Raw genomic sequence first — 17690 nt, 5'->3', positions numbered from 1 at the left:
GGTGGCAAAGCCTGGGTTCACTGGCCTTTGATGCCCGTATGAACGCCCCGTTGAAAAGAACGTGGTGTCTCGCCGCGATATTAATTAGAATTAATCTCATTTGAGACTCAATCGCGCTGCGCAGGTTGCTTGCCATGAATGATGCTGTTGTCCCTTCGCACGCCGCCGAACCGACGTTGTCGAGCCTGTATCGCGACCATCGCAGTTGGTTGGAAAGCTGGCTGCGGCGGCGCCTGGGCAATGCCTGGGATGCGGCTGACCTGAGCCAGGACACTTTCGTGCGGGTGCTCGCCAGTGCCCAGCCGCTCGCGCAGATGCAGGAACCGCGGGCCTATCTGGTGACGGTGGGCAAGCGCCTGCTGGTCAATTTTCATCAGCGACGCAGCCTTGAGCAGGCTTATCTGACCGCACTCGGCAACCTGCCGCCAGCCTGCGTGCCATCTCCCGAGCAGCGCTGGCTGGTGTTGGAAACCCTGCAAGCCCTGGATGAATTGCTCGACGGCTTGCCTGTACTGGTGCGCCGGGCGTTTCTCTGGAGTCAGCTGGAGGGCCTGGGCTATCGAGAGATTGCCGAGCGGCTTGAGGTGTCGGAGCGCACGGTCAAGCGTTACATGGCGCAAGCCTATGAACATTGCCTGCTGGTGGACCTGTGAACCGTGAGGTTGCGCGAGCGGCCGCGCAATGGCTGGCGCTGCTGGAATCGGGGGCGGCCACTGAACGCGATCATGCCGCGTTGCAGCACTGGCGCGACAGTCATCCGCAGCACGAACACACCTGGCAGAAAGCCCAGGCCCTGCGCCAGCGCTTCAGCGCGCTGCCCCAGGCGTTGGCAATGGCCAGCCTCGACCGCCCGCAAGTGGGGCGGCGGGCGTTGCTCAAGCGTGCGTTGGGCGTGGCGGCGCTGGTGCCGACGGCCTGGTTGATCAGTCGCCAGTTACCTATAGATAGTTGGCGCGCCGACCTGCACACCGCCACCGGCGAGCGCAGGCGCCTGCCGTTGGCCGAGGGCGGCAGCCTGCAACTGAACACCGCCACGGCCGTGGATGTGGACCCGGCGCAACGGCGCATCACGCTGGTGGACGGCGAACTGGCGCTGAACGTGCCGGGCGCACACGCGATGACGCTACGCACGCGCTACGGCGAGGTGCGGGTCAGTCAGGCCGAGGTGTGCGTGCGCCAACTGGCTGCCGGCTGCCGGGTGTCGGTGCTCAAGGGCCGCGTGCAGGTGCGCGACGTGAACGGGCAACTGGCGACGTTGCAGGACGGCCAGCAAGCGCCATTAAGCGCCGGCGGGCTCGGTGCGCGGGCGCCGTTCGATGTGTTGCAACTGGGCTGGCGCGACGGCGTGCTGACCGCACAGAACCAGGCGCTGGGGGATTTTCTGCGCGAGCTGGCGCGCTATCGCCCAGGCGTGTTGCGCTGGGCGCCGAACCTGGAGACGTTGCGGGTGACGGGCAGTTTTCGCCTGGATGACACCGACCGAATCCTCAGCCTGCTGGCCTCGAGTCTAGGGTTCGAGGTGCAGGCGCGGACGCGGTATTGGGTCACACTCACTTGAAGACACTGGCGATCAAAAATGTGGCAGTTGTTTTGTTTTGTTTTGTTTTGTTTTGTTTTGTTTTGTTTCGTTTCGACGGAAGGTTTCAGACACTGGGGCCCAGCAGGCTGACGGCTTCGCGTGGTTGCAAGGCCACCCACGCATGTTTACGTGGTTTCGAGCGGAGAAGGCTGTAGCGGGGAGGGCAAGCTGTTGATCGACTGTTGGCGGTGAAACAGTCTTGATATACCCGCATGGAATAAACAAATAGTTATATATTCCTTTTAATGTTTTTGTGGGTGGCGCACTTTGAGGCTCTGCACATTCGTGCAGATCGACCTAACAGCCAAAAGGAAAGCCGACATGACCATTAAAGCGATCAACGTGCGTAATCAGTTCAAGGGCGTGATCAAGGAGATTCTGCTGGGGGAAGTGGTGTCGGAAATCGACGTGCAGACCGCGTCCGGCATCGTTACTTCAGTGATCACTACGCGCTCGGTGCGTGACCTGGAGTTGAAGGTGGGCAGTGAAGTGATTGCCTTTGTGAAATCGACTGAAGTTTCCATCGCCAAACTCTAAAGACTTGCGTAATTCACTGTAGGCGCCCGCTTGCCGGCGATGGCGGCGCTGTTGACGCCGAGGCTCTGGTCGCCGGCGTTCTGGCTGGCAACTACGCCGCAGAGGGACTCGAAGTCCTGGCTGAGTCGAACCTGTCGGAGTATTCAAAGGGTGCATGGTTTTTATGAGCGTTGGTGCAGGGTATAAAATAAGATAAATGCCTGGAACTTAGTGAGGGGGCGCTGCAGGTAGTCAAACAGTTTGGGAGTGTCGTTGTGGGTTTCGACCTTCTTACTGTTGGCGCTGTTTTTGAGCCGCGTATGGAGCTGCGTACCGATCTTGGGTGGAAGGGGGCAAGGGCATTGGTCGCGCGTATTCTTTAGTGTTTGAGTTTCAGGCGTGCAGTCGAAATATATTGTTATCAAACGATAATGACGGTAAATAGATAAGTCTGACAGTTGAATGCTTTTTGCTTTGCTAGTGTTTTCCGATCAAGGCATTCATCTATACAGGGAACTTAAGTCGATAATATCATACTAACGACCCCCTATAAAGAAGATGGAGCGGACAAAGTAGCCCGATACGCGGGGCACGTCGTTAACTTCAAGACGAATACGATCTCGATAAAAACCCAGGAATCGAATACGGAAGGGCTGAAGAAAATCGCGCATTTCCAGTCTTTTTCCAATGTGACTACGGTTGAACGACTGCAAAGTTTTATCCAGGGTAATGATGAGAACCATATGTTCACGCTCAACGGTCAACTCTGGCTGGCGTGTTTCGCCCACCGGTGATTTATCCCTTGATACGAGCGGCGATACGCCGTGGAATAGCCGCGCACTTGTCTTCAACAATGCCTTTTCCAGCGATACGGAGGATGATCGGGCACGACCAATGTTCATCACCAACGACGGTGTGACTATGGTGATAAATGCGCCACGCCAAGCGGGCTCATCCATCCGGACTGTGCAGGTGAGCAGTGTGAAGGTTGAAACTGGTCATCCTCAAACCTGACGCACGCCCAAGGGTGGGTCAACACCATCGAACGACTGGCCCCGGGAAGGGGCCAGTCAGTTTTAACGGGTGAGCAAGCTGCGTTCCATCCGCTGCAGACCCTCTTCCAGCAACGCCCGCGGGCAGCCGAAGTTCAGGCGCACGAACTGCTGGCAGTCATCGCCGAATTCGATCCCCGCGCTCAAACCGACCTTGGCCTGTTCCAGGAAGAACTGTTGCGGGTCGTCCAGGCCTAGGGCGCTGCAATCCAGCCACGCCAGAAAGGTGCCTTGAGGCGCATGCATGACCACGCCGGGCAGGCGGGTTTTTACCGCGTCGAGCAGGTAGTCGCGGTTGGCCTGCAAGTACTGCAGCAATGCCTCGAGCCAGTCGCTGCATTGGCTGTAGGCCGCGCGGGTGGCTTCCAGGCCCAGGGGGCTGACGCTGTCGACCATGCCGCAACGCGCCTGGTTGAAGCGCTCGCGCATCTCGGCGTTTTGCACTACGGCAAAACAGGTCTTCAGGCCGGCCACGTTGTAGGCCTTGCTCGCGGACATCAGCGTGATGGTGCGCTGGGCGATTTCCGGGCTGAGGCTGGCGGTGGGGATGTGGCGACGGCCGTCGAAGCACAGCTCGGCGTGGATTTCATCGCTGATGATCAGCGCGCCCTGTTCCAGGCAGGCATTGGCCACTGCGAGCAGTTCTTCGCGGGGGAAGACTTTGCCCACCGGGTTGTGCGGGTTGCTCAGCAATAATGCGCCGGCCCCTGTCAGCGCCTGGCGCAGCAGCGGCATCGGTGTGATGTACTGCGCGTTGACCAGCTTGAACGGCACTTCGATGCGCGGCAGGTTCCAGTTTCCGGGCGCCAGGCGAATCGGCCGATAGTTGGGGGTTTGCAGCACCACCGCTTGGCCGGGCTGCACGAAGGCATGCAGCGCCATATTGAAACCGGGTTCTACCCCGGGCAGAAACAGCAATTCGTCCGGTTGCACGCGCCAGGCGTATTTGGCCCACAGGTCGGCAACGATGGCCGCGCGCACGTCCGGGCCGGCCACGCTGTAGCCGAGAATCTGCTGGTCGAGACGCTGGTGCAGGGCTTGAAGCACGGCGGGTGGCGCGGCGATGTCCATGTCGGCGATCCACATCGGCAACACGTCGGGCGGGTAACGGTTCCACTTGGTGCTGCCGGTGCCGAGGCGGGGGTGGATCGTGTCGAAATCAAAGCTCATGGGGAGGCTCGTGTCGGAGAGTCAGGTGAAGAATGGCGCCGATTCTAGCGCCATTGGCCGTCGAGGCCAGCGCTGAATCGTTCCGTGACCGACAGGTTCTGTCATAAAAACGCCACTGCGCTGGGGATTGCATCCAAGTCGGGCTATTTTGGTGCATCTCAATAACCCGAGTAGCCAAGGATGAAATACCAACCCTTCAGCCGTACTTTGATTGCCACTGCGCTGGTATTGACGGTCAGCGGCGTGCAAGCCGCCTCCCAGGCCCCGGTGGCCGGTGAAAATGGCATGGTGGTAACGGCCCAGCATTTGGCCACGCATGTCGGTGTGGATGTGCTCAAGGCCGGCGGCAACGCGGTGGATGCCGCCGTGGCCGTGGGCTACGCGTTGGCAGTGGTGTACCCGGCGGCGGGTAACCTGGGCGGCGGCGGCTTCATGACCGTGCAACTGGCCGACGGGCGCAAGACCTTCCTCGACTTCCGCGAAAAAGCCCCGCTGGCCGCCACCGCCGACATGTACCTGGACAAGGCCGGCAACGTCGTCGAAGGCCTGAGCGCCAAGGGCCACCTGGCCGTCGGCGTCCCCGGCACCGTGTCCGGCATGGAGCTGGCCCTGAGCAAATACGGCACCCTCAAGCGCGCCCAGGTGATTGCCCCGGCGATCAAGCTGGCGGAAAACGGCTTCGCGCTGGAGCAGGGTGATATCGACCTGCTGCACACCGCCACCGGCGAGTTCGAAAAAGACAAGGACCTGCGCGCAATCTTCCTGCACAACGGCCAGCCGTTGCAGGTCGGCCAGAAGCTGGTGCAGAAAGACCTGGCCAAGACCCTCAAGGAAATCTCCGCCAAGGGCAGCGACGGTTTCTATAAAGGCTGGGTCGCCAAGGCGTTGGTGGATTCCAGCCAGGCCGGCAAGGGCATCATCACCCAGGCCGACCTCGACAAGTACAAGACCCGTGAACTGGCGCCCATCGAGTGCGACTATCGGGGCTACCACGTGGTCTCGGCACCGCCGCCGAGCTCCGGTGGCGTGGTGATCTGCCAGATCATGAACATCCTCGAAGGCTACCCGATGGCCGACCTGGGCTACCACTCGGCCCAGGGCCTGCACTACCAGATCGAAGCCATGCGCCACGCGTATGTGGATCGCAACAGCTACCTCGGCGATCCGGACTTCGTCAAGAACCCGATCGAACACCTGCTGGACAAAAACTACGCCACGAAACTGCGGGACGCCATCGAGCCGAACAAGGCCGGCGACTCCCAGGCGATCAAACCGGGAGTAGCGCCCCATGAAGGCAACAACACCACCCACTATTCCATCGTCGACAAGTGGGGCAACGCGGTCTCGGTGACCTACACCCTCAATGACTGGTTCGGTGCCGGCGTGATGGCGAGCAAGACCGGGGTGATTCTCAACGATGAAATGGACGATTTCACCGTCAAGGTCGGCGTGCCGAACATGTACGGCCTGGTCCAGGGTGAAGCCAACGCCATCGCACCGGGCAAGGCGCCGCTGTCGTCGATGAGCCCGACCATCGTGACCAAGGATGGCAAGGCCGTGATGGTGGTCGGCACGCCGGGCGGCAGTCGCATCATTACCGCGACCTTGCTGACGATTCTCAACGTCATCGATTACAAGATGAACATCCAGGAGGCCGTCGACGCGCCGCGTTTCCACCAGCAGTGGATGCCGGACACCACCAACCTCGAGACCTTCGCGGTCAGCCCGGATACGCAGAAGATCCTTGAGAGCTGGGGCCACAAGTTTGCCGGGCCACAGGATGCCAACCACTTGGCGGCGATCCTGGTGGGCGCGCCATCCCTGGACGGCAAGCCGGTCGGCAACAACCGTTTCTATGGGGCCAACGACCCGCGTCGCAATACCGGCCTGTCCCTGGGCTACTAAGCGCCGCAACTCACTGTAGGAGCGAGCTTGCTCGCGAAGAGCGTCAACGATAACGCGGGTATTCTGGATTAACGCGGTGTTCTTGCGTTTTTCGCGAGCAAGCTCGCTCCTACAGTATCTGTTTGACGGCTGCGAAGGCTTTGGCGCGGCGTTCTTCCCAATTTCCCCTGATCACCACCAGGGCCTGGCGATGCTGCTGCATCCAATCCAGGCTGTGCTGGAAAAACGCCTGGCGGTCGGCCAGTTCCGGCTGGCAACGCTGGCCGTCGGCGGTCCATTCCACGTCGTCGGGGGACAGCAGCAGGTGCAGGTCGTAGTGGCGGGCCAGCAGTTCGTCGTCGAGCCATGTCGGATAGTCGCCGAACAGGGTCTGGCTCCAGAGTCTGTTGGTCAGCAGGTGCGTGTCGAGGATCAACAGCGCAGGGCGCTCGGCGCGGGCGGCATCTTCCCAGGCCAGTTGTCCACGGGCGATGGCCGGGATGTCGGCCAGCGTGGTGTCGCGCTGATGGTGGTCGATGAAGTGCCGCACGTACTCGCCCACCATCAGCCCGCCGAACTGCATTTGCAACTGCGCGGCCAACCAGCTTTTACCGCTGGATTCGGGGCCGGCCAGGACCACCACCTTCATGCGCGCAACGCCGCGTCGGCACGCCATTCGCGCCAGCCTTGCACGGCGATCGCGGTGAACAGCGCATAGAGCGCGGCGGTGAGGTAGAGGCCTTTATAGAGGAACAGCCCGACGAAAATCACATCTACGACAATCCACAATGGCCAGCACTGCACGCGCTTTTGCGCCATCCACATCTGCGCCACCAGGCTGAAGCCGGTGAGGGCGGCGTCGAGCCAGGGTTGGGCGGCGTCGGTCCAGTGAGCCATGGCGGCGCCGAGCAACAGGCTGCCGACCGCGCCGATAGCCAGGCTGGTAAGGATCGCGGACCAGCCCAGGCTGGTGACTTGGCGACCTGGCTTGATGTCCCCGGCGCGTCGGGTCCACTGCCACCAGCCGTAGACTTGCAGGGCGGCGTAGACCACCTGCAACAGCATGTCGGAATAGAGTTTCACGTCGTAGAACACCCAGGTGTAGAGCAGCACCATCACCAGGCCGATGGGCCAGCACCAGGGGTTTTGTTTGACCGTCAGCCAGACAGCGATCACCCCCAGCGCGGCGGCGAACAGTTCAAGCCCGGACATGGTGGTTCCTTGGGAGAGAGGGAAAGGGCGGGGATTGTAACCAATCTTCAAAACACAGGAAGGCAAATGTGGGAGGGAGCAAGCCCCCTCCCACAGTTTGAGTGGCGTCAGACTTTGAATTGACGCAGCAGGCCGTCGAGCTGCTCGCTCAACCCGCGCAAGTGTGCGCTGGCCACGCTGGACTGTTCGGCCGCCACTGCCGTGTTGTGGGACAACCCGGCGGCCTGGGTCACGTTCTGGTTGATGTCCTCGACCACGTGGGCCTGTTGCAGGGTGGCGCTGGCGATCGAGGCATTCAGCCCATTGAGGTTGCGCAGGGCCTGGCCGATGGCAGTGAGGCTGGCCCCGGCCTGGCCGGCCTGTTCGATGGTCAGTTGCGACGCGCTGTGGCTGTCGCTGATGACCTTGACCGCCGCTTCCGAGTGACCTTGCAGACGCTCGATCATGACCTGGATTTCAGCAGTGGATTTCTGCGTGCGTTGGGCCAGCAGCCGCACTTCGTCCGCCACCACCGCAAACCCGCGGCCTTGCTCACCGGCACGCGCGGCTTCGATGGCGGCGTTGAGGGCGAGCAGGTTGGTCTGGTCAGCGATGGAGCGGATCACTTCGAGCACGCCACCGATCTGCGTGCTTTCGCTCGACAGGGTGCGAATCACTTCCACGGCCTGGCTGATGGTGGTGGACAGTTGGTCGATCTGCTGCAAGCTGCTGTCGATGTTCACTTGGCCTTGCTCGGCCTGGGCCTGGGCATCGCGCATTTCGCTGGCGGCATGCTCGGCGTTCTTGGCCACGTCCTGCACGCCGTAGGTGACTTCATTGATCGCGGTGGCCACCAGTTCCATCTGTTGCGACTGTTGCTGGCTGCGGTCGTGGGCCTGGCTGGCGTTGTTGCCCAGCTCAGTGGAGGACTGGCCCAGCGCATTGGCGCACATCTGCAACTGGCCGACGACGTGGCGCAGCTTGGCGGTGAAGCTGTTGAAGTGCTGGGACAGTTGAGTGACTTCGTCGCGGCCATGGGTGTCGAGGCTGCGCGTCAGGTCGCTCTCGCCGCTGGCGATACTGGCCATGGCATTCACGGCGGCCTGCAGCGGGCGCACGATGCTGCGCACAATCAACGAAACCAGCAGGGCCATGACCACGGCGATGCCCAGGCCGACACCCGAGGCTTTCCACACTTGCGCGTTGAATTCGGCTTGCACGTCATCCACATACACGCCGGAGCCGATGATCCAGCCCCACGGTTCGAACAACTGGATATACGAGGTTTTTTCTATCGGCGTATCGGCACCCGGCTTCGGCCAACGGTAATTGACGATACCGGCACCCTTGGCCTTGGCCAGGCTCACGAACTCGTTGAATATCGCAAAGCCGTCCGGGTCGCGAATCGACGAGAGGTTCTGGCCATCGAGCTTGGGGTTGGCCGGGTGCATGATCATCACCGGCGTCAGGTCGTTGATCCAGAAATATTCGTCTTTGTTATAGCGCAGGCCGCGCACCGCGCTCAGGGCTTGTTTTTGTGCCGCTTCACGGGGCATGACGCCGCTGGTTTCGAGGCTGTGATAAAACGTCAGGATTCCACTGGCGGTCTGTACGACGTGTCGGGTCTGCAGGCTTTTGGCTTCATAGAGGTCGTCATGGATCTGTTTGAGCATCAGCAAACCCAGGGCCAACAGCATCAACACGGCAACTACCAGGATCAACCAGAGACGGCGGCTGATCGACATATTGCGTAAACTGTTCATCGTCCTGTCACTCCGTGCTTTTTATAATTGTCGGCGCTGCATCGACTTTTACGCCTTGTCTGATAGGCTTTCGGCCTGAAATCGAAAAACCTGAGTACTGCCTGATTTTTCACGGAATTTTTGCAGACCGGCGTTGATTATCAGCACCGGGCCTTTTTGTGCGCTCGTCGTCAGTGAACCATTAAAAAGACTAACGAGGCTTGTCTTAGAACAAGACCTTTGGGGGACGTATGGATTTGTGGACCGCCGCACAGGCGTTGATACTCGGCGTGGTAGAAGGGCTGACGGAGTTTTTGCCGATCTCCAGTACCGGCCACCAGATTATCGTCGCCGATTTGCTCGACTTTGGTGGCGAACGCGCCATGGCGTTCAACATCATCATTCAGCTCGGTGCGATTCTGGCGGTGGTCTGGGAGTTTCGCCGCAAGATCCTCGACGTGGTGACCGGTTTGCCGACCCAGCGCAATGCGCAGCGCTTTACCGTCAACCTGCTGATCGCATTCCTGCCGGCCGTGGTGCTGGGGGTGATTTTCGCCGACCTGATTCACCATTACCTGTTCAACCCGATCACCGTCGCCACGGCGTTGGTGGTGGGCGGCATCGTGATGTTGTGGGCCGAGCGGCGCGAGCATGAAGTGCATGCCGAGAGCGTTGATGAGATCAGTTGGAAGGACGCGCTCAAGGTCGGTTTTGCCCAGTGCCTGGCGATGATCCCGGGCACCTCGCGCTCGGGCTCGACCATTATCGGCGGCCTGCTGTTCGGCCTGTCGCGCAAGGCCGCCACTGAGTTTTCGTTCTTCCTGGCCATGCCGACCATGGTCGGTGCGGCGGTGTATTCGGGCTACAAGTACCGCGACCTGTTCCAGCCGGCTGACCTGCCGGTGTTTGCCATCGGGTTTGTCACCTCGTTCATCTTCGCGATGATTGCGGTCAAGGGCCTGCTCAAGTTCATCGCCAGCCATAGCTATGCGGCATTTGCCTGGTATCGGATTGCATTCGGCTTGCTGATCCTGGCGACCTGGCAGTTCGGCTGGATCGATTGGTCTGCGGCCAAGGCATGATGATTCAGCACCCACGCCTGAAGGCGCTGATCTTTGCGCTGTTGTGCGCGGCGCCGTTATTGGGCTCGGTATTGGTGTGGCATCGCGGCGAGACCGTGCTGCCGCTGGCGGCCTATGGCGTGGTCAGCGTGATTGCGTTTTTGCTGTACTGGAGCGACAAGCACAAGGCGCGTACCGACGCTCGGCGCATTCCCGAAAACATCCTGCACGCCGTCGAGCTGGCGGGCGGATGGCCGGGGGCGCTGATTGCCCAGCAGGTGTTCCGGCACAAGACGCGCAAGGTCTCGTATCAGGTGCTGTTCTGGGCAATCGTGCTGTTGCATCAGGTGTTCTGGCTTGACCAGTTGTTCCTCAGCGGCACGCTGGGGTCAGTCCTCTAGCAACAACCCGACCTGCGTGCGCTTGGGCAACTTGCTCACCACCAACTGGTGAGATCGCTGCAACAGGCCACGCAACTCCTCGGTGCCCAGCGGGTAGGGCGTGTTCATGATGATCCACTGCGCGCGCGCCAGGTACGGCGCCGGGTGGATGCCCGGGCGGTCCACATGGCCGAGGAACAGTTCCTTGTCGACCTTGAACGCCAACGAGTCACCCCGCAGGTTCTGCAAGGCGAACATCTTGTTGCCGGCAATCGAAAACACTCGCACGCCACCCCATTTATAGTCTTCCCGCGCGCCGGGCAGGCTCAGGCAGAAGTGCGCGACTTGTTCTTCGGTCATGCTCATAACAGGCGGTCTCCACAGCTTTTAAAGCCTTCTTCCAGGTAATCGATCCACGCACGAATCGCCGGCAGCACGCCACGGCGATGCGGGTACACGGCCTGCAACCAGCCGCCCGGCAGCGACCATTGCGGCAGCAGTTGCACCAGTTGGCCGCTGGCCAGTTCTTCTTCGCAATACATCATCGGCAGCACGGTGAAGCCCAGGCCCTTGAGTGCGCTGGCTTTGCGCACGATGAAATCATCGATGCCCAGGCGGGCTTCCATCACCAGGTCTTCGGCGTTGCCTTGGGGGTCGAGCAGGCGCAGGTGGACCATGCGGTCGGCTTCCAGGGCGCCGAGCACCGGCAATTGTTTGAGGTCGTCGAGGTTGTCGACCTGTCGGCCGCGCATGAAGTCCGGGCTGGCGACCAGCAGCGTTTGGGCCTGGCGCAGGCGCTTGGTGACCAGCAGCGGGTCTTCATCGCCGAGCTCGCGCACCCGCAACGCCACGTCAATGCCTTCGGCCACCAGGTCGACGCGGCGGTTGACCAGGGTCATTTCCAGCTGCACCTGGGGGTGGGCGGCGAGAAACCCGGCGACCAGCTCCGGCAGGATGTGCTGGGCCATGCCCACCGGGCAACTGACCCGCAGCCGCCCGCGGGGTTCGCTGGACATGCTGGCCACGGCTTCATCGGCCATTTCCGCTTCCAGCAGCATCGCCTGGCAATGGCGCAGGTAACGCTCGCCGACGGCGGTCAGGGTCAGTTGCCGGGTGGTGCGCTGCAGCAGGCGCGCGCCAAGGCGTTCTTCCAGCTCGGCGATCCGCCGCGACAGGCGTGACTTGGGAATCCCCAGCAGGCGCCCGGCCGCCGCGAAGCCGCCGGCTTCCACGACTTTGGCGAAATAGTAGAGGTCATTGAGGTCTTGCATGCTCGGCCTATTGTCCTGTCAGTAGGACGAACTATCGCATTTCAACTACCTTATCGGCTATTGGTTTCATGCGTAGGCTTAACACCATCTGATTCGCACCGCTGATCTTATTTGGAGCTTACCCATGAAACTGTTGCACATCGATTCCAGCATCCTCGGCGACAACTCGGCTTCGCGCCAGCTCAGCGCCGGCGTGGTCAAGGCCTGGCAAGCGGCCGAGCCGGGTGTGGAAGTGACTTACCGTGACCTGGCCAGCGAAGCTATCAACCACTTCTCCGGCGCCACCCTGGCTGCGCTGGGCACGCCGGCCGAACTGCGCGACGCCGCGCAGCAGCACGAAGCCGACCTCAGCGCGTCGACCCTGGCTGAATTCCTCGCCGCCGACGCCGTGGTGCTGGGCGCACCGATGTACAACTTCACCATCCCGTCCCAGCTCAAGGCCTGGATCGACCGCATTGCAGTGGCCGGCCAGACCTTCCGTTACACCGAAGCCGGCCCGGAAGGCCTGTGCGGCAACAAGAAAGTCATCATCGTCTCCACGTCCGGCGGCCTGCATGTTGGCCAGGCAACCGGCGTGGCCCACGAGGAATACTTGAAAGTCATGCTGGGCTTCCTCGGCATCACCGACATCGAATTCGTCCGCGCCCAGGGCCTGGCGTATGGCGATGAGTTCCGCAGCAAGTCCCTGAGCGACGCCAACGTTGTCATCAACGAACAATTGTTCGCCGCCGCGTAAGGCTTGTGTAAATTTCGCTGTTGCTCGGTTTCAATCTGAAGCCGGGCGCCTAAACTCTGTATTCTGCTCGCCTGAACGCGACCGGAGTACGGAGTTTTTTCGTTGGCCCGCTGTCTTTACTTTGGCCCAGGTTATGCACGCATGGGTTTATCACTCGGTGCGAGTACCTTGAACCATGGACATCTTGAATAGACATGCCGGTTATCGCGCAGCAAAGGTGGACATCCTCATGATGCGTCTTTGTACTGTTTTGGTTCTTTCCCTGCTTGGCGGCCTGGTTTCAGTGCACGCCGCGCCTGCGCCGCACCCGCATTGGAGTGTGGGCTTCCACCGCATGAGTTTTCTCGACCCGCTGGATCTGCAGCCGATGAATGCCATCGCGTTCTATCCGTCCACCGACGTTGAGCACACCACCCGGGTGGGTGGATATCACGTGGCCGCCACGGAAGATTCGAAGATCGCTATCGGCCGTTTCCCGATGCTGATGCTGTCCCACGGCAACACAGGAACGCCGCTGGCCCTGCATGACCTGGCGACCTCCCTGGCGCGCAAGGGCTTTGTAGTCGTGGCGGTGCTGCACCCTGGCGACAACTACAAGGATCACAGCCGCCTGGGCACGTTGAGCAACCTGTATGGGCGGCCGATCCAGATTTCCGAAGCGATCACCGCGACCCTGGGCGACTCGATGCTGTCACCGTTCGTCAACGTCGACCAAGTGGGTGTCATCGGCTACTCGGCCGGTGGCGAAACCGCGTTGATCCTGGCGGGCGCCAAGCCCGATTTCGACCGCCTGCGCCGCTATTGCCAGGAGCGTCCGGAAGACCGCGACGCCTGCACCACCAAAGGCGAGCTGGTGGTGGACCGTGATGACTTGCAGCCACAAGCCGACCCACGCATTCACGCGTTGATGTTGATGGCGCCGCTGAGCTTGATGTTCGGGCGCCACACCCTGGCCGACGTCCACGTGCCGGTGCTGCTCTATAGCGGTGATGGCGACAAGCTGGTGGCGGTGGACAAGAACGCCGCCGCCCTGGCGCGCAAGCTGCCCGAACCGCCGGACTTCAAATTGCTGGCCGGGGCCGGGCATTTCGTGTTCATGGCGCCCTGCGACAGCGATCAATTGGCGCTGATGCCGGCGATCTGCACCGATGCCGATGGCGTCGACCGCGAAGGCATTCACCGCGATCTGACCTCCGAGGCCGGGCGCTTTTTCGCTCACACCCTCGGGCGATCCACCCGTGCCGGCCTGCAGACGGCGGATCAGTAAGCGCGACGTTTGAGCAACAAAGTCACGCCCAAGGCGCTGAGCGACAGCAGTGCGGCGCAGAAGAAGATCCAGCCGTAGCCGAGGTTCAACGCCACCGCCCCCATCAAGGGCCCGGCAATCGCCAGGGCCAGGTCGAAAAACACGGCGTAGGCACTCAGCCCCGCGCCACGGCTGCTGTTGGGCACCTGCTTGATCGCTTCCACGCCCAGCGCCGGGTACACCAGCGACAAACCGAAGCCGGTCAGCCCTGCACCGATCAATGCCACGCCGGTAGACGGCGCGAGCCACAACAGCGTCAGGCCCAGGGTCTCGATGATCATGCACCCAATCGCCGCGCGGAAGCCGCCAAAGCGGCTGATGGCCGAGATAAACACCAGGCGCGAAACGATGAAACACACGCCAAATACCGTCAGGCAATAGGCCGCGCCAGCCCAGCCGCGATTGAGGTAATACAGGGTGATAAAGGTGGTCAGGGTGCCGTAGCCGATGGACGCCAGGCACAGGCTGGCGCCAAACGGGGCGATACGCCCGAACACCGCCCAGAACGGCAGGCGCTCGCCGCGGACCACCGGCACTGACGGTTTATTGCGGATCAGCACCAGGCCCAGCGCCGCCAGCACCGACAGGGCGATGCCAAGGCTGTTGTAGCCGTATTCGGCGACCATTACCACGCCCAGCGGCGCGCCAATCGCGATGGCGCCGTAGGACGCAATGCCGTTCCAGGAAATCGAGCGCCCCGTATGCTCGGCGCCGACCTTGCCCATGCACCAACTGATGGTGCCCACCCCAATCAGGCCCTGGGCCACGCCGAGCAACAAACGAGCGACGATCAGGATGCCCAGGCTCAACAGCGGCAGGCTTTGCAGCAGTGTTGCCAGCAGCGTCAGCCCGCCGCTGACCAGGATGCCGCCCAGGCCGAGCACGATTGCACGTTTGGTGCCCACGCTATCGGACATGCGCCCGGCCATGGGGCGGCTGAGCAGGGTGGCGAGGTATTGCGAACCGATGGTCAGCCCGGCCACCACCGCACTGAAACCCAGTTGCTCGTGTACGTAGCCTGGGATCACCGCGATCGGCAGGCCGATGCAGATAAAGGCAATAAAGGTGTAGAAGACGATGGAGACGATCTGCAGGGTGATCGACAGTGAACTCGGGGCGGCGGCAGACATGAGCACTCGTTCGCGGGCGGGCGGTGAGGGCATCATCGCAAGGGCTCGGGGGAAAAGAAAGCACCCTAACTATCAACCCGGCTGACCGACAGATACAAAAAGCCCCGTCGCAGTGGACGGGGCTTTTTCTTGTTGCTAACAGCTGATCGCAGTGCTTAGAAGACCACGCCTTGGCTGCGCAGGTAGTCGTCATAGGTGCCGCTGAAGTCGATCACGCCGTTGGCGCTCAACTCGATGATGCGGGTGGCCAGGGACGATACGAACTCACGGTCGTGGCTGACGAAGATCAGCGTGCCCGGGTAGTTTTCCAGTGCCAGGTTCAGCGCTTCGATGGATTCCATGTCCAAGTGGTTGGTCGGTTCGTCCATGATCAGCACGTTCGGCTTTTGCAGGATCAGCTTGCCGAACAGCATGCGGCCTTGCTCACCACCGGAGATGACCTTGACCGACTTGAGGATCTCGTCGTTGGAAAACAGCATGCGCCCCAGGGTGCCGCGGATCACTTGCTCGCCCTGTGTCCACTGGCCCATCCAGTCGAACAGGCTCATGTCGTCTTCGAAGTCGTGGGCGTGGTCCTGGGCGTAGTAGCCCAGTTCGGCGGCGTCGGTCCACTTGATGCTGCCGGCATCCGGCGTCAGTTCGTTGACCAGGGTGCGCAGCAGGGTGGTCTTGCCGATACCGTTCGGGCCGATGATCGCCACGCGCTCGCCGGCTTCAACCTGAAAGCTGAAGTCCTTGAACAGCGGCTTGCCGTCGAAACCTTTGGCCATGCGATCGACGATGACCGCCTGGCGGTGCAGCTTTTTGGTTTGTTCGAAACGGATGAACGGGCTCACACGGCTCGAAGGCTTGACCTCGGCCAGCTGGATCTTGTCGATCGCCTTGGCACGGGAAGTGGCCTGCTTGGCTTTCGAGGCGTTGGCCGAGAAGCGGCTGACGAAGGATTGCAGTTCGGAGATCTGCGCTTTTTTCTTGGCGTTGTCCGACAGCAGTTGCTCGCGGGACTGGGTCGCCACGGTCATGTACTCGTCGTAGTTGCCCGGGAACAGGCGCAACTCGCCGTAGTCCAGGTCAGCCATGTGGGTACATACGCTGTTCAGGAAGTGACGGTCGTGAGAGATGATGATCATCAGGCTGGAGCGCTGGGTCAGGATGTTTTCCAGCCAGCGGATGGTGTTGATGTCCAAGTGGTTGGTCGGTTCGTCGAGCAACAGCACTTCAGGGTCGGAGAACAGCGCCTGGGCCAGCAATACGCGCAGTTTCCAGCCGGGGGACACTTCGCTCATCGGGCCGAAGTGCTGTTCCAGCGGGATACCCAGGCCCAGCAGCAGTTCACCGGCGCGGGATTCGGCGGTGTAGCCGTCCATCTCGGCGAACTCGGTTTCCAGCTCGGCCACGGCCATGCCGTCGTCTTCGCTCATTTCCGGCAGCGAGTAGATGCGATCGCGCTCGGCCTTGACCTTCCACAGTTCTTCGTGACCCATGATCACGGTGTCGAGCACGGTGAATTCTTCGTAGGCGAACTGGTCCTGGCGCAGTTTACCCAGGCGCACATTCGGTTCCAGCATGACCTGGCCGCCGGACGGGTCCAGGTCGCCACCGAGGATTTTCATGAAGGTCGACTTGCCGCAACCGTTGGCACCGATCAAACCATAACGGTTACCGGCGCCGAATTTGACCGAGACATTCTCGAAGAGCGGCTTGGCGCCGAACTGCATGGTGATGTTAGCTGTGGAGATCAATTACTTTACCTATCAATAGCTTAGGGTGCGCTTATTTGAGCTGGGACCAATTTGGGACCAATCTGGAGCTCTTCCGATTCGCTCCAGTCCGAGCTTGGGTTGATCCAACGCGCATAAGTCGAGAGCAGCATCTGCGCACGATGGCCGAGCTGCTGGGAAATGAAGGCGGGGTTCATGCCAGACATACTGCATATTGTCGCATAGGTGTGACGACAGTTGTATGGCGGTCGACGACGGATGTTCAACACTTTCGGTGTTGGAGTCACCTGTAGTGCAGGTCGGTCGTCTGCTTCATGCACTCCGAGTGCGTCGGTGGCGAGAAAATCAACGGCATTTTCAAGTCGGATAAAAGGTCCAGTCGGAGTCGCAACTTTTTGGGCAGAGCGAAACGCGTACCGCTCAGTTGCTGCCGCATAAGTGAATCCCCGTTTAACCACACGTAGTCGATCGAGCAGAGTCGTATGGCTAAGGAAAACAGCTGTCTAAACCAGCGACTTTTGAATTTGATGATCAAATGTCTCTAGAAAGTCCTGCATGCTGAGTTCTCCGAGATCTACGGTTTTAGCGCCGCCGGCCGCGATAAAGGTTATGTCAGTGATACCCAGGACGTTCAGGATCAGTTTCAAATAGTGGGTCGCAATGTCACGGTCTTTAATCGGCGAGTCGTCGGTATATACACCTCCCGAGGCGAGCAGCACTGTTGCTTTTTTACCGGTCACCAGTCCTTTGCCATCAACGCCCAGGGTCAGGCCTTTACGCACCACATGATCGACCCAGGCCTTGAGTGCCGCAGGGACGTTATAGTTGTAGACGGGTGTTGAAATAACCAAGTGATCGGTTTCCAGCAACTCGGCCGCAAGTTCATCGGATAGTTGCAACACCGCTTTCATTTCAGGCGAATGTTGGGGGGGCGGGGGTGAAGTAAGCCTG

The 17690-nt window shown here is 60.9% G+C and carries 18 protein-coding genes and 1 pseudogene; 8 read left to right on the top strand and 11 right to left on the bottom strand.

Annotated elements, in window-relative coordinates:
- Positions 1-134 precede the first annotated feature (134 nt).
- The 3 genes from AC07W0_RS25105 (at position 135) to AC07W0_RS25095 (ending at position 2116) form a co-directional block, all read left to right on the top strand.
- Positions 135-653, top strand: a complete 519-nt coding sequence (locus tag AC07W0_RS25105) for a sigma-70 family RNA polymerase sigma factor (protein WP_046486489.1) — start codon at positions 135-137, stop codon at positions 651-653.
- Positions 650-1558 (top strand): FecR domain-containing protein, encoded by a 909-nt coding sequence (locus AC07W0_RS25100; protein WP_102618899.1) that lies wholly within the window; start codon positions 650-652, stop codon positions 1556-1558. Before AC07W0_RS25105 ends, AC07W0_RS25100 begins: the two co-directional genes overlap by 4 nt.
- Before the next feature lie 342 nt (positions 1559-1900).
- Positions 1901-2116 (top strand): TOBE domain-containing protein, encoded by a 216-nt coding sequence (locus AC07W0_RS25095; protein WP_003173733.1) that lies wholly within the window; start codon positions 1901-1903, stop codon positions 2114-2116.
- Positions 2117-2631: 515 nt separating this feature from the next.
- Here the strand turns inward: AC07W0_RS25095 and AC07W0_RS25090 are convergent.
- Both AC07W0_RS25090 and AC07W0_RS25085 read right to left on the bottom strand, forming a co-directional pair.
- Positions 2632-3054 carry a hypothetical protein gene (locus tag AC07W0_RS25090; protein ID WP_146013204.1) on the bottom strand — a complete coding sequence of 141 codons (423 nt, stop codon included), beginning with the start codon at positions 3052-3054 and terminating at the stop codon, positions 2632-2634.
- Between the two features lie 117 nt (positions 3055-3171).
- A complete protein-coding gene (locus AC07W0_RS25085) occupies positions 3172-4317 on the bottom strand; it encodes a MalY/PatB family protein (RefSeq protein ID WP_046383215.1) in 1146 nt (381 codons plus the stop codon).
- Between the two features lie 180 nt (positions 4318-4497).
- Between AC07W0_RS25085 and ggt the strand changes: the two genes are divergently transcribed.
- Positions 4498-6222 (top strand): gamma-glutamyltransferase, encoded by a 1725-nt coding sequence (gene ggt, locus AC07W0_RS25080; RefSeq protein ID WP_017847249.1) that lies wholly within the window; start codon positions 4498-4500, stop codon positions 6220-6222.
- 109 nt (positions 6223-6331) lie between these two features.
- On the opposite strand, the gene AC07W0_RS25075 is transcribed toward ggt, so the two are convergent.
- From AC07W0_RS25075 to AC07W0_RS25065, 3 genes are all read right to left on the bottom strand, one after another.
- Positions 6332-6850, bottom strand: a complete 519-nt coding sequence (locus tag AC07W0_RS25075) for an AAA family ATPase (protein ID WP_102618900.1) — start codon at positions 6848-6850, stop codon at positions 6332-6334.
- Complete coding sequence (gene pnuC / locus AC07W0_RS25070; protein ID WP_017847251.1) at positions 6847-7413, bottom strand: nicotinamide riboside transporter PnuC; 567 nt, start codon at positions 7411-7413, stop codon at positions 6847-6849. Before pnuC ends, AC07W0_RS25075 begins: the two co-directional genes overlap by 4 nt.
- A 107-nt stretch (positions 7414-7520) precedes the next feature.
- Positions 7521-9155, bottom strand: a complete 1635-nt coding sequence (locus AC07W0_RS25065) for a methyl-accepting chemotaxis protein (protein WP_102618901.1) — start codon at positions 9153-9155, stop codon at positions 7521-7523.
- Between the two features lie 230 nt (positions 9156-9385).
- Here AC07W0_RS25065 and AC07W0_RS25060 point away from each other — a divergent pair, with 230 nt between their 5' ends.
- Positions 9386-10216, top strand: a complete 831-nt coding sequence (locus tag AC07W0_RS25060; protein WP_046486484.1) for an undecaprenyl-diphosphate phosphatase — start codon at positions 9386-9388, stop codon at positions 10214-10216.
- Positions 10213-10596, top strand: coding sequence for a DUF1294 domain-containing protein (locus AC07W0_RS25055; RefSeq protein WP_017847254.1), 384 nt, complete (start codon positions 10213-10215; stop codon positions 10594-10596). Before AC07W0_RS25060 ends, AC07W0_RS25055 begins: the two co-directional genes overlap by 4 nt.
- Here AC07W0_RS25055 and AC07W0_RS25050 read toward each other — a convergent pair.
- Positions 10585-10941, bottom strand: coding sequence for an MmcQ/YjbR family DNA-binding protein (locus AC07W0_RS25050; RefSeq protein WP_046383220.1), 357 nt, complete (start codon positions 10939-10941; stop codon positions 10585-10587). The two genes, AC07W0_RS25055 and AC07W0_RS25050, sit on opposite strands and share 12 nt — an antisense overlap.
- Positions 10938-11846 carry a LysR substrate-binding domain-containing protein gene (locus AC07W0_RS25045; RefSeq protein WP_017847256.1) on the bottom strand — a complete coding sequence of 303 codons (909 nt, stop codon included), beginning with the start codon at positions 11844-11846 and terminating at the stop codon, positions 10938-10940. The genes AC07W0_RS25050 and AC07W0_RS25045 overlap by 4 nt, the downstream gene beginning before the upstream one ends.
- A 124-nt stretch (positions 11847-11970) precedes the next feature.
- Here AC07W0_RS25045 and AC07W0_RS25040 point away from each other — a divergent pair, with 124 nt between their 5' ends.
- Both AC07W0_RS25040 and AC07W0_RS25035 read left to right on the top strand, forming a co-directional pair.
- On the top strand, positions 11971-12582 hold the full coding sequence (locus AC07W0_RS25040) for an FMN-dependent NADH-azoreductase (RefSeq protein ID WP_017847257.1): 612 nt from the start codon (positions 11971-11973) through the stop codon (positions 12580-12582).
- Positions 12583-12811: 229 nt separating this feature from the next.
- A complete protein-coding gene (locus tag AC07W0_RS25035) occupies positions 12812-13849 on the top strand; it encodes an alpha/beta hydrolase family protein (RefSeq protein WP_102618902.1) in 1038 nt (345 codons plus the stop codon).
- Here AC07W0_RS25035 and AC07W0_RS25030 read toward each other — a convergent pair.
- From AC07W0_RS25030 to AC07W0_RS25015, 4 genes and pseudogenes are all read right to left on the bottom strand, one after another.
- Entirely contained in the window at positions 13843-15018 is a 1176-nt protein-coding gene (locus AC07W0_RS25030) for an MFS transporter (protein WP_102618903.1), read from the bottom strand. The two genes, AC07W0_RS25035 and AC07W0_RS25030, sit on opposite strands and share 7 nt — an antisense overlap.
- A 155-nt stretch (positions 15019-15173) precedes the next feature.
- On the bottom strand, positions 15174-16760 hold the full coding sequence (locus tag AC07W0_RS25025) for an ABC-F family ATPase (RefSeq protein WP_026140064.1): 1587 nt from the start codon (positions 16758-16760) through the stop codon (positions 15174-15176).
- Between the two features lie 20 nt (positions 16761-16780).
- Positions 16781-17097: pseudogene (locus AC07W0_RS25020) on the bottom strand (site-specific integrase); the annotation flags it as partial.
- Between the two features lie 145 nt (positions 17098-17242).
- On the bottom strand, positions 17243-17690 hold a 448-nt coding region (locus tag AC07W0_RS25015; protein ID WP_218260426.1), incomplete at its 5' end, for an FMN-dependent NADH-azoreductase.

The organism is Pseudomonas sp. GW704-F2, assembly GCF_059423025.1.
Note: the sequence above shows the minus strand (reverse complement) of the source record. Positions and strands in the feature narration are given on the sequence as shown.

Excerpts from the sequence above, each read along its gene's own strand:
- AC07W0_RS25065 (WP_102618901.1), bottom strand. The coding sequence starts at position 9,155 with ATGAACAGTTTACGCAATATGTCGATCAGCCGCCGTCTCTGGTTGATC.
- AC07W0_RS25095 (WP_003173733.1), top strand. The coding sequence starts at position 1,901 with ATGACCATTAAAGCGATCAACGTGCGTAATCAGTTCAAGGGCGTGATC.
- AC07W0_RS25055 (WP_017847254.1), top strand. The coding sequence starts at position 10,213 with ATGATGATTCAGCACCCACGCCTGAAGGCGCTGATCTTTGCGCTGTTG.
- AC07W0_RS25075 (WP_102618900.1), bottom strand. The coding sequence starts at position 6,850 with ATGAAGGTGGTGGTCCTGGCCGGCCCCGAATCCAGCGGTAAAAGCTGG.
- ggt (WP_017847249.1), top strand. The coding sequence starts at position 4,498 with ATGAAATACCAACCCTTCAGCCGTACTTTGATTGCCACTGCGCTGGTA.
- AC07W0_RS25105 (WP_046486489.1), top strand. The coding sequence starts at position 135 with ATGAATGATGCTGTTGTCCCTTCGCACGCCGCCGAACCGACGTTGTCG.
- AC07W0_RS25030 (WP_102618903.1), bottom strand. The coding sequence starts at position 15,018 with ATGTCTGCCGCCGCCCCGAGTTCACTGTCGATCACCCTGCAGATCGTC.
- AC07W0_RS25060 (WP_046486484.1), top strand. The coding sequence starts at position 9,386 with ATGGATTTGTGGACCGCCGCACAGGCGTTGATACTCGGCGTGGTAGAA.
- AC07W0_RS25050 (WP_046383220.1), bottom strand. The coding sequence starts at position 10,941 with ATGAGCATGACCGAAGAACAAGTCGCGCACTTCTGCCTGAGCCTGCCC.
- AC07W0_RS25085 (WP_046383215.1), bottom strand. The coding sequence starts at position 4,317 with ATGAGCTTTGATTTCGACACGATCCACCCCCGCCTCGGCACCGGCAGC.
- AC07W0_RS25045 (WP_017847256.1), bottom strand. The coding sequence starts at position 11,846 with ATGCAAGACCTCAATGACCTCTACTATTTCGCCAAAGTCGTGGAAGCC.
- AC07W0_RS25090 (WP_146013204.1), bottom strand. The coding sequence starts at position 3,054 with ATGGATGAGCCCGCTTGGCGTGGCGCATTTATCACCATAGTCACACCG.
- AC07W0_RS25035 (WP_102618902.1), top strand. The coding sequence starts at position 12,812 with ATGATGCGTCTTTGTACTGTTTTGGTTCTTTCCCTGCTTGGCGGCCTG.
- AC07W0_RS25040 (WP_017847257.1), top strand. The coding sequence starts at position 11,971 with ATGAAACTGTTGCACATCGATTCCAGCATCCTCGGCGACAACTCGGCT.
- pnuC (WP_017847251.1), bottom strand. The coding sequence starts at position 7,413 with ATGTCCGGGCTTGAACTGTTCGCCGCCGCGCTGGGGGTGATCGCTGTC.